The following is a 9,845-nucleotide window of genomic DNA, read 5'->3' on the forward strand; positions in this document are numbered from 1 at the left end:
CGCGGGAAGTCGGCCGAGCCGACTTCCCGCGCGGAACCACCGGCCCCCACCGGACCAAGCCACCCAACTCCCCGCAAAGCGAGGGCACTCCCGGCCCCGCCCCACGGAATTCCGAGGGGCACGCAGCAGGGAGCGGGCACAATGGCGTAGAGATGGTCGGCCGCCCGGAACCGGGGGGCCGGGGAATGGAGGCCCGGGGTGAGCGATCTTCCGCGCAAGGCAATGACCCGCACGGCACGGCTCGCCGCCCTGCCGCTGGGGATAGCCGGCCGCGCCACGCTCGGCCTGGGCAAGCGGATCGGCGGCCGCTCCGCCGAGGTCGTCACCGCCGAGCTCCAACAGGCCACCGCGGACCAGCTGTTCAAGGTCCTCGGCGAACTCAAGGGCGGGGCGATGAAGTTCGGGCAGGTGCTGTCCGTCTTCGAGGCAGCGCTCCCGGAGGAGGTGGCCGGGCCGTACCGGGCCGCGCTCACCAAGCTCCAGGACGCCGCTCCCCCGATGCCCGCCGCCAAGGTGCACACCGCGCTCGCCCAGCGGCTCGGCGACTCCTGGCGCGAGCTGTTCCTGGAGTTCGACGACCGGCCCTCGGCCGCCGCCTCGATCGGCCAGGTGCACAAGGCGGTCTGGCACGACGGCCGCACGGTCGCCGTCAAGGTGCAGTACCCGGGCGCGGGCGACGCCCTGCTCGCGGACCTCTCGCAGCTGAGCCGGGTGGCCTGGCTGCTGGGACCGCTGATCCCCGGGCTGGACATCAAGCCGCTGATCGCCGAGCTGCGCGAGCGCGTCTCGGAGGAGCTGGACTACGAGCTGGAGGCGCAGGCCCAGCGCCGGCACGCCGAGGAGTTCACGGACGACCCGGACATCGTGGTGCCGGGCGTGGTGGCCCAGGCCGACCAGGTACTGGTCACCGAGTGGATGGGCGGCACCCCGCTGGCCGAGGTGATCACGGGCGGCACCCAGGAGGAGCGCGACCGCGCCGGGCAGCTGCTGGCCCGGTTCCTGTTCGCGGGCCCGTCCCGGACGGGACTGCTGCACGCGGACCCGCACCCGGGCAACTTCCGGCTGCTGAAGGACGACGGCCCGGTGTCGGGCTGGCGGCTGGGCGTGCTGGACTTCGGCACCGTGGACCGGCTGCCCGGCGGACTGCCCGCGCCGATCGGGGCCTCGCTGCGGATGGCGTTGGCCGGGGACGCGGCCGGGGTGCTCCGGATGCTGCGCGAGGAGGGTTTCGTGAAGCCCTCGATCCGGCTGGATCCGGACGCGGTGCTGGACTACCTGCTGCCGATCATCGAGCCGGCCGCGGTGGAGAACTTCCACTTCACCCGGACCTGGATGCGCTCCCAGGCGGCCCGGATCGCCGATCCGCGCTCGCCCGCCTACAACCTGGGCAAGCAGCTGAACCTGCCGCCCGCGTACCTGCTGATCCACCGGGTGACGCTGAGCACCATCGGGGTGCTCTGCCAGCTGGGCGCCAAGGCACCGTTCCGCGCCGAGATGCTGGCGTGGCTGCCCGAGTTCGCCGGGCACCCGTCGGCAGGGCCCGCCGATCCCGCCGCGCCCGCCCGGGTCCGCGAGGACTGACCCCGGCTCCGTGACAACGGCCGCAGGCCGCTCCCCGACGACGGGGAGCGGCCTGCGGCACGACGGGGGTGGACCGGAGTCCGGGAGGGGCCTGTCGAGGACGGCCCCGGGCCGAAGGCCCTACATCAGTGCGACGGCGAGCGCCTTGCGGGCCCGCATCGAGGCCCGCTCGGCCCGCTGCCTGAGCCTGCGGGCCCGGGCGACCCGGTTGACGAGCCGTTGGTTCTCGGCCTCGTGCAGCCTGTCTTGCATATGGGCACGGGCCAGGGATTCGTGGAGGAGTTGCATTTCGAGGATCCTGTTCTGGGTCTGACGTTCGGTGGCCTGCTCGGCGCGGGCGGTGGGATCGACGGCGGCGGGGTTCATGTGGTGGTCCTGCTCGTGGTGCTTGCTCGGGAACGGGATGCGGGCTGCGGCGTCGGCCTTGGCGGCGGCGATCCGCACGGATCGACGGAGGGCGCTGTCCAGCGGGGGCTGCTCTCCCCGGCGGACGACCCTGGCGCCGTGGGCGGGGTTCACGCCATGACCTCGGTCTTGCGCGGACGGCCACGGGGACGCTTGCGGGCCACGACGACGCCCTGGACGAACAGCTCGCCACCCCAGACGCCCCACGGCTCGCGCCGCTCCAGGGCGCCGGCCAGGCAGGCCTCCTTCACCGGGCAGGTGCCGCAGAGGGACTTCGCGTACTCGACGTCGGCCGGCGTCTCGGCGAAGAAGACCTCGGGGTCGAAGGCGCGGCAGGGGATGGGGAGACCGAGGGACTCGGCCTGCTCGATCGAGCTGAGCTGCATGGAAGGAACCTCCGGGGGGTCGGCCTGGTCGGCCTGGGTGATCTGGCTTGTCGGCGGTACGGACGGGGTGGGCGGTGTGATGACCGTGGACACTGTGGGCGTCTTCCTCGTCTTTTCTCAGTGGTTCCGGCCCAGGTGACTGGTGGTGCTGGGCCGGAGGCCCCGGAGGGCCTGGGTGGTCTTGCGTACCGGACAAAACAGAAGGGCCGCGGATCCCGGTGTGACGGGTTCCGCGGCCCTGGAGGTGCCGACCTGAGGCTGGCTCAGGTTCGTTCTCTCCAGGGTTCAGGGCCGCGGAAGGCCCACATCCGGACGGCCTCGGCGCCGGTAAAGGCGGCCATGGCCTGGTTAATCTGCTGCTCGTTCTGCTTCTGGGCGTTTTCGGCACCGATGACCTGCGCATAGCCGCCATGCATGGCGGCGGCTACGGCCGCCTTCGGTGCCTGGGTCGGTCGCTCGTCGCGCAGGGAGCACGGCGTGCCGAACGAGGCCCAGCCCCGGGACAGACCGGTCTCGACAGTGGTGCCGTCGACGCTCCTGCTGCCCGTGAGGCACAGATCAGTGTGTCCAGGACCACTGACAACGGGGGCGACGGAGACACCGGTGGTGTCGAGACCCAGACCGGTTCCACCGAGCTCGGCGAGCGCCCGCAGACGGGCGGCACGCAGGGAGGCAGCGACAACGGTCTGGCCAGTCATTTTGGTGATCATGATGTTTCCCACTGTCTTCGCCTCCTCTCGGCGTCTCGCGGAGCCTGGTCTCCCTGGCTCCGAATGTTCGGATGTCTGTCTCGGTAAAGCTGTGGTGAAGCTCTCGGGCGAGGGGCGTCGGCACAGGTTTCACCCCGTGCGACCGCGTCCCCTTGACCGCTCCGGCAGGCTATTGCGCTCCCGGCACGCGGCGCAAACTATTTTTCACGCGAGTTCTTCGGCACGTCACACAACGGGTTCCGAAACCCTCGGAGCGGCCTCCTGGACCACGCCCGGACCGGCTCAGGCCGGATCGTCCGAACCGCCGTCCTCGACGTCGTCCGGGTCCTCCTCGGGCTCCTCCCCCGCACACAACGAGAGCACGGCCGCCCCGTACTTGTCCAGCTTCAGGGCGCCGACCCCGGAGATGGCGGCCAGCTCCCCGCGGCCGGCGGGCACGTCCTCGGCGATCGCCATCAGCGTGGCGTCGGTGAACACCACGTAGGCCGGCGCGCCCTGCTTCTTCGCCTGCCGGGCCCGCCACTCGCGCAGCCGCTCGTAAAGCCCCTCGTCCATCGTGGACGGGCAGCTCTCGCAGCGGCGCAGCTTGCGCTCGACGGCCTCGGTGAGCACCTTGTCGCAGACCCGGCACTTGACCGGTCCGCGGACCCGCCGCGCGGCGGAGCGCTCGCCGGGCTCGACGCCCCCTCGCCCGCCGCGCGCGCCGGTGCGCGCGCCGGGAGCGGTGGAGCCGGGGCGCAGCCCGTCCAGGAAACGGCTGGGCTTGCGGCTCGCCCGGCCGCCCGGGGAGCGGGAGAGCGCCCAGGAGAGGCTGAGGTGCTTGCGGGCGCGGGTGACGCCGACGTAGAGGAGGCGGCGCTCCTCCTCGACCTGCTCGTCGGTCTTGGCGTAGATGATCGGCAGGGTGCCCTCGGTGAGGCCGACCAGGAAGACGGCGTCCCATTCGAGGCCCTTGGCGGCGTGCAGCGAGGCGAGCGTGACGCCCTCGACGGCCGGGGCGTGCTGGGCCGCGGCGCGGGCGTCCAGCTCGGCGACGTAGGCCGAGAGGTCGGTGCCCTGGCCTGCCTCGGTGCGGGTGCGCTCGAACTCCTCGGCCAGCCGGACGAGGGCGGCCAGCGACTCCCAGCGGTCCCGGACGGCGCCGGAGCCGGCCGGGGGCTCGGCGGTGAAGCCGCGGGTGGCCAGCACCGCGCGGACCTGGCCGGCCAGGTCCGGGGCGTCGTCGGTGAGCGGGTCGGAGGCGGCCCGGGCGGCGCCGCGCAGCAGCACGCCGGCGTCCCGGACCTCGGGGCGTTCGAAGAACCGTTCCGCGCCCTTGAGCTGGTAGGGGACGTTGAGGTCGGCGAGGGCCTGCTCGTAGACCTCGGACTGGCCGTTGGTGCGGAACAGCACCGCGATCTCGCTGGCGCGCACGCCGGCGGCGAGCAGCTCCTTGATCCGGCGGGCGGTGGTCTCGGCCTCGGTGGGCTCGTCCTCGTACTCGGTGTAGACCGGTTCGGGGCCGGCCTCGCGCTGGGAGACGAGCTCCAGGCGGTGCCGGGCGGCCTCGCCGCGGGCCTGGGAGAGCAGCCCGTTGGCGAGGTGGACGACCTGGGGGGTGGAGCGGTAGTCGCGGACCAGCTTGACCACCGTCGCCCCGGGGTGCCGGTTGCGGAAGTTGAGCAGGTAGTCGGGCGTGGCGCCGGTGAAGGAGTAGATGGTCTGGCTGGCGTCGCCGACGACGCAGAGGCTGGCGCCGCCGTCCGGGCCGGTCCACCGGTCGAGCAGGCGCTGCTGGAGCGGGGAGACGTCCTGGTACTCGTCGACGGTGAAGTGCCGGTACTGGGAGCGGACCTGCTCGGCGATGTCCGGGCGGTCCTCCAGGATCGCGGCGGTGAGCAGCAGGACGTCCTCGAAGTCCATGCTGCCGCGGCGGCTCTTGGCCTCCTCGTAGACGCGGTAGACCTGAGCGGTCTCGGCCGGGTCGCGGGGGGCCTCGCGGCCGGACTTGGCGACGGCCACCGGGTAGTCCTCGGGGGCGATCTGGGTGACCTTGGCCCATTCGATCTCGGCGGTGAGGTCGCGCAGTTCGGTGCGCTGGACGCGCAGGCCGCAGCGGCCGGCCGCCTCGGCCACCAGCTGGACCTTGCGCTCCAGGAGCTGGGGCACGGGGCCGCCGACGGCGCGCGGCCAGAAGTACTGGAGCTGGCGCAGCGCGGCGGCGTGGAAGGTGCGGGCCTGGACGCCCTCGGCGCCGAGCTGGCGCAGCCGGCCGCGCATCTCGCCGGCCGCGCGGGCGGTGAAGGTCACGGCGAGGACCTGCTGGGGGTGGTAGACGCCGCTGCTCACGCCGTAGGCGATCCGGTGGGTGATGGCGCGGGTCTTGCCGGTGCCGGCGCCGGCCAGGACGCAGACCGGGCCCTGCAGGGCGGTGGCGACGGCGCGCTGCTCGGGGTCGAGCCCGGCGAGCACGGCGTCCGGGCCCGTCGCGGCGCCGGGGTCGGCCCAGGGGGAGCCGTGGGGGCCGTCGTAGGGGCTGCCGCTCAAGAGGTCTTCCTGCATGCGTTCCATCCTCTCAGCCCGGTGGGACATCGCGGAGGGGGTTGTCCACAGGCCCGGTGCGATCGCAGGATGATCGCTCCGTACGACGGTCGACGCCATACCGGAATGCCCGCCGCCCGGTGGACGTTGCCTCCGGAGACCGTACGCACCTCTCTTTCGAAGGAGCCCCCTCGATGTCCGGCACCGTGACGATGTACAGCACGACCTGGTGTGGGTACTGCAACCGACTCAAGAGCCAGCTGGAGCGCGAAGGCATCGGCTACACCGAGATCAACATCGAGGAGGACCCGGCGTCGGCGTCCTTCGTCGAGTCGGTGAACAACGGCAACCAGACCGTTCCGACGGTGCTGGTGACGCCGGCCGGCGGCGGCGAGCGGGTCGTCATGACGAACCCGAGCCTGCTGCAGGTCAAGAAGGCCCTGGCGGCCTGAGGCCGCCGGGTCCGGCCCGGGCCGCCGGGGGCCGGCGCGCGTCACGGCGCGTCGGCCCGGGCCGGGTCGACGGGCGCGGCGGGGGCGGGCAGGGTGGTGCGGGCGCCGAGGTCGCCGACGCCGTAGACGAGCCTGCTGCGGTCGGCCGAGTAGCGGGTCTCGATGACCCGGACGGGCCCGCGCCGGTCGTAGGTGACGCGGGTCTGCACCATCAGCGGCACCCCGGGGCCGCCCTGGAACCACTGGGCCTCCTCGGGGCCGGGCATCCGCGCGACCAGGTGGTCCACGGCGCCGATCTCGGTGCGTCCGAGGGTGGCGAGCACCGCCTCGTCGCCGCCCTCGACGGGGTCGGGCTCCATCAGCGGGGTGCCGGCGGCGAGGCCGGCCCGGTAGTGGCTCTCCTCGATGGAGTACGGCTCGCGGTCGAGCAGCCGCAGCTGGCGGCGGACCACGATGGCCTCGCCGGGGCGCAGTCCGAGCCGTTCGGCGATGTCCACCCGGGCCCGGACGATCATCATCTCGAAGTCGGTGCCGAGCTCCCGTCCGGCCTCGGCGGCCTCGCCGAGGTAGACGGCGGAGGGCGCGGCGAGGCAGTCGCGCGGCGCGGGGGTCAGGCCGGGCCCGTAGGCGCGGTGGTCCAGGACGGGGTGTTCGCGCAGGTAGGTGCCCTTGCCCTGGAGGCGGACCAGGCGGCCCTCGTTGACCAGGACGTCGACGGCGAGCCGGACGGTGTTGCGGGCGACGCCGTACTGGCGCTCCAGTTCGCTCTCGACCGGCAGGGCCGCGTCGGCGGTGAACTCGCCCTCGGCGATCCGGCGGCGCAGGTCGGCGGCGAGGCGCTGGTATTTGGGGGATTGGGCGGTGCCCCGGGGGATTGTCACCCTCGTGAATGTAGCGAGCACGGCGAGCCGGTTTCAGCCGTTTCCGGCAATATCGTCCGCGCGGGTTGACTTCGGAGCCCTGCGAGCCCCTCCCGGTAGCAGAACTGGCCCGTCCGGATACGAACAGCTGGTCGTGGCGAATTCGGGAAGGGATTGCGCAGTAAAAGGGGGGCGCGCGGAATTCTCCACGCGCCCCCTTGGTCCGGGCACCATTCGGGCGGGCCGCTTTCGGGCCGACCGCTTCGTACGGACCGCTTTACCGCAGGGCTACCAGCGCGCCGCCGAGGGCAGCGGCTCCCCGTACCAGAGCTCGACCAGGTGCCGGGCGATCGAGATGCCGGACGGCGGCAGGATCTCGCCCGCCTCCATCCCGGCCCGCAGCTCCTCGCGGGAGAACCAGCGCGCCTCGGCCAGTTCCTCGCCGTCCACGGTGATCTCGGTGCCGCCGGGCAGCGCCCGGCCCAGGAAGCCGAGCATCAGGCTGGACGGGAACGGCCAGGGCTGGCTGGCGACGTAGCGCACCTCGCCGACCCGCACGCCCGCCTCCTCCTGCACCTCGCGGGCCACCGCCTGCTCGATCGACTCCCCCGGCTCGACGAAGCCGGCCAGCGTGGACCAGCGGCCCTCCGGCCACAGCGCCTGGCGGCCGAGCAGGCAGCGGTCCTGCTCGTCGGTGATCACCATGATCACCGCCGGGTCGGTGCGCGGGTAGTGCTCGGCCGCGCAGGAGGTGCAGCGCCGCACGTGCCCGGCGCCGGCCTTCTCGGTCGGGTGCCCGCAGCGCGAGCAGAAGCTGTGCAGCCGGTGCCAGTGCTCCAGCGCCACCGCGTGCACCAGCAGCCCGGCGTCCCGGTCGGACAGCAGCCCGCCGACCTCGCGCAGCCCGGCCGGGCGGGCGTCGCCGTCCAGGCGCCCGGGCAGGCTCTCGCCGGCCAGCGCGAAGTACGAGACGCCGTCCTCGTCGGTGCCCAGGAAGTACCGGTCGCCGGTCTGCGGCGCCTCGAAGGAGGGCATCAGCACGAGTTCGGTGCCCTGCGCGGTGTCGACCACGAAGGCCTCGCCGCCCGCGATCGGCAGGACCCGGGTGCTCGGGTGGCTCCAGGCCGCCGCCAGCCAGGGCTCGTCGAGGCGGTGCTCGGCCGCCCGGTCCACCCCGGACCGGGCCAGTGCCAGGTGCAACGGGCGCTCGGTCTCAGGCACGGTGCTCACGTCTGTTCCATCCCCACGTGGTGAATCATCCGGATGAGTGATCTGGCTGCCATGGTGCTCGAACCCGGGGTCATGCCCCCGGCCGGAAGTTCTCCGCCAGGTCGCCCCAGAGGTACGCGGCCGTCTCCACGCCCTTGGCCAGCAGGTCCAGCTCGACCTTCTCGTTGACCGAGTGCCAGCCGTCCGAGGGCACCGAGATGCCGAGGAACAGCACCGGCGCGCCCAGCACGTCCTGGAGGTCGGCGGCGGGGCCGGAACCGCCCTCGCGGGTGAAGAGGATCTTCTGGCCGAAGGCCCGCCCCATCGCCCGGACGGTGGACCGGAGCGCCGGGTGGTCCAGCGGGGTCAGGCAGGGCCGGGTCGCGCCCGGGAAGACCAGTTCGTACCGGACGCCCGCGGGCACCCGCTCGGCCACCCAGGCCCGCACCGCCTCGCGGACCTTCTCCACCTCCTGTCCGGCGACCAGCCGGAAGGACAGCTTGAGGTGCGCCGAGGCGGGGACGATGGTCTTGCCGCCGGGGCCGGTGTAGCCGCCCCAGATGCCGTTGACCTCGGCGGTCGGGCGGGCCCAGATCCGCTCCAGGGTGGAGTAGCCGGCCTCGCCGCGGGTGCCGTACGACTTGGCGACCCGCAGCCACTGCTCCTCGTCGAAGGGCAGCTCGGCGAACAGCTCGCGCTCGGTATCGGTCAGTTCGACGACGCCGTCGTAGAAGCCCGGGATCGCGACCCTGCGGTCGGCGTCGTGCAGGCCGGCGGCCAGCTCCGCCGCGACCTGGGCCGGGTTGGGGACCGCGCCGCCGAAGGAACCGGAGTGGATGTCGGTGTCCGGCCCGTACAGGTCGATCTGGGCGTCGGCCAGGCCGCGCATGCCGGTGCAGACGGTCGGCGTGGTCGCGGACCACATGCCGGTGTCCGAGATGACCACCACGTCGGCGGCCAGCCGCCCGGCCTCGCGCCGGACCAGCTCGGCGAAGTTCGGCGAGCCGGACTCCTCCTCGCCCTCGATCAGCAGCTTGAGGTTGACGGCCGGCGCGGTGCGGCCGGTGGCGGCCAGGTGGGCGCGCACGCCCAGGGTGTGGAAGAACACCTGGCCCTTGTCGTCGGCGGCGCCGCGCGCGTACAGCCGGCCGTCGACCACGGTCGGGGTGAACGGCTCGGTCTCCCAGCCGTCCTCCCGCGCCGCGGGCTGCACGTCGTGGTGCCCGTAGACCAGGACGGTCGGCGCGGACGGGTCCCCGGAGGGCCACTCGGCGAACACCGCGGGCAGGCCTTCGGTCTCCCACACCTCGGTCACCGGGAAGCCGGTCTCGCCGAGCTTGGCGGCCAGCCACTCGGCCGATCGCCGCACGTCGCCGGCCCGGTCCGGATCGGCCGAGACCGAGGGGATGGCCAGCCACTCGGCGAGGTCGGCGAGGAAGGCGGCCTGGTGCCGGTCGATGTAGGAGCGGACGGCGCTGTCCGGGGTTCTCGTCATACCGACGACTGTAGTTCGCCCGTGCGGGTGCCCGCCCCGGCCGTCCGGCTGCCGGGCGCCGTCCGGGCTGTAACCTCCGTCACCCCCGCCGCGACGAGGACGCGGGACGGTACCGTCGACGGCGTGGTCGGCCAGCCACGGGGGGGTGCGCAGCGAGAGCCGGCCGGTCAGCAGCAGGCCGTCGGTGTTGGCGAGCGAGACGGCGGCGGCGTGCAGCGGGTGGTTGG

Annotated in this window: 9 protein-coding genes and 1 pseudogene; 2 read left to right on the forward strand and 8 right to left on the reverse strand. The window is 73.4% G+C overall.

Translation table 11 applies throughout. The annotated features are described in order from the left end of the window. The first annotated feature begins 198 nt into the window (after positions 1-198). Positions 199-1,581, forward strand: a complete 1,383-nt coding sequence (locus ACFVHV_RS41925) for an ABC1 kinase family protein (protein WP_380358892.1) — start codon at positions 199-201, stop codon at positions 1,579-1,581. Positions 1,582-1,701: 120 nt separating this feature from the next. Here ACFVHV_RS41925 and ACFVHV_RS41930 read toward each other — a convergent pair whose 3' ends face one another. The 4 genes from ACFVHV_RS41930 to ACFVHV_RS41945 form a co-directional block, all read right to left on the reverse strand. Continuing rightward, a complete protein-coding gene (locus ACFVHV_RS41930; protein ID WP_380358895.1) occupies positions 1,702-2,100 on the reverse strand; it encodes a hypothetical protein in 399 nt (132 codons plus the stop codon). Further along, positions 2,097-2,465, reverse strand: a complete 369-nt coding sequence (locus ACFVHV_RS41935) for a WhiB family transcriptional regulator (RefSeq protein WP_380358898.1) — start codon at positions 2,463-2,465, stop codon at positions 2,097-2,099. The genes ACFVHV_RS41930 and ACFVHV_RS41935 overlap by 4 nt, the downstream gene beginning before the upstream one ends. Positions 2,466-2,635: 170 nt before the next feature. Continuing rightward, positions 2,636-3,094 carry a hypothetical protein gene (locus ACFVHV_RS41940; RefSeq protein ID WP_380358901.1) on the reverse strand — a complete coding sequence of 153 codons (459 nt, stop codon included), beginning with the start codon at positions 3,092-3,094 and terminating at the stop codon, positions 2,636-2,638. A 270-nt stretch (positions 3,095-3,364) separates the two neighbouring features. Further along, entirely contained in the window at positions 3,365-5,632 is a 2,268-nt protein-coding gene (locus ACFVHV_RS41945; protein ID WP_380358904.1) for an ATP-dependent DNA helicase UvrD2, read from the reverse strand. Positions 5,633-5,796: 164 nt separating this feature from the next. Between ACFVHV_RS41945 and ACFVHV_RS41950 the strand changes: the two genes are divergently transcribed. Then, positions 5,797-6,054, forward strand: a complete 258-nt coding sequence (locus ACFVHV_RS41950) for a mycoredoxin (RefSeq protein WP_030058313.1) — start codon at positions 5,797-5,799, stop codon at positions 6,052-6,054. A 41-nt stretch (positions 6,055-6,095) separates the two neighbouring features. On the opposite strand, the gene ACFVHV_RS41955 is transcribed toward ACFVHV_RS41950, so the two are convergent. The 4 genes and pseudogenes from ACFVHV_RS41955 to ACFVHV_RS41970 form a co-directional block, all read right to left on the reverse strand. Continuing rightward, complete coding sequence (locus ACFVHV_RS41955; RefSeq protein WP_359915373.1) at positions 6,096-6,935, reverse strand: GntR family transcriptional regulator; 840 nt, start codon at positions 6,933-6,935, stop codon at positions 6,096-6,098. Between the two features lie 267 nt (positions 6,936-7,202). Continuing rightward, positions 7,203-8,144, reverse strand: coding sequence for an NAD(+) diphosphatase (gene nudC, locus ACFVHV_RS41960; RefSeq protein WP_359915374.1), 942 nt, complete (start codon positions 8,142-8,144; stop codon positions 7,203-7,205). 70 nt (positions 8,145-8,214) lie between these two features. Beyond that, a complete protein-coding gene (locus ACFVHV_RS41965) occupies positions 8,215-9,618 on the reverse strand; it encodes a dipeptidase (protein ID WP_359915376.1) in 1,404 nt (467 codons plus the stop codon). Between the two features lie 117 nt (positions 9,619-9,735). Beyond that, a pseudogene (locus ACFVHV_RS41970) lies at positions 9,736-9,834 on the reverse strand (hypothetical protein); the annotation flags it as partial. Positions 9,835-9,845 lie beyond the last annotated feature (11 nt).

The sequence above is a fragment of the Kitasatospora sp. NPDC127116 genome, from assembly GCF_042677365.1.
Classification (GTDB): Bacteria; Actinomycetota; Actinomycetes; order Streptomycetales; family Streptomycetaceae; genus Kitasatospora; species Kitasatospora lactacystinica.

Excerpts from the sequence above, each read along its gene's own strand:
- ACFVHV_RS41950 (WP_030058313.1), top strand. The coding sequence starts at position 5,797 with ATGTCCGGCACCGTGACGATGTACAGCACGACCTGGTGTGGGTACTGC.
- ACFVHV_RS41945 (WP_380358904.1), bottom strand. The coding sequence starts at position 5,632 with ATGGAACGCATGCAGGAAGACCTCTTGAGCGGCAGCCCCTACGACGGC.
- ACFVHV_RS41965 (WP_359915376.1), bottom strand. The coding sequence starts at position 9,618 with ATGACGAGAACCCCGGACAGCGCCGTCCGCTCCTACATCGACCGGCAC.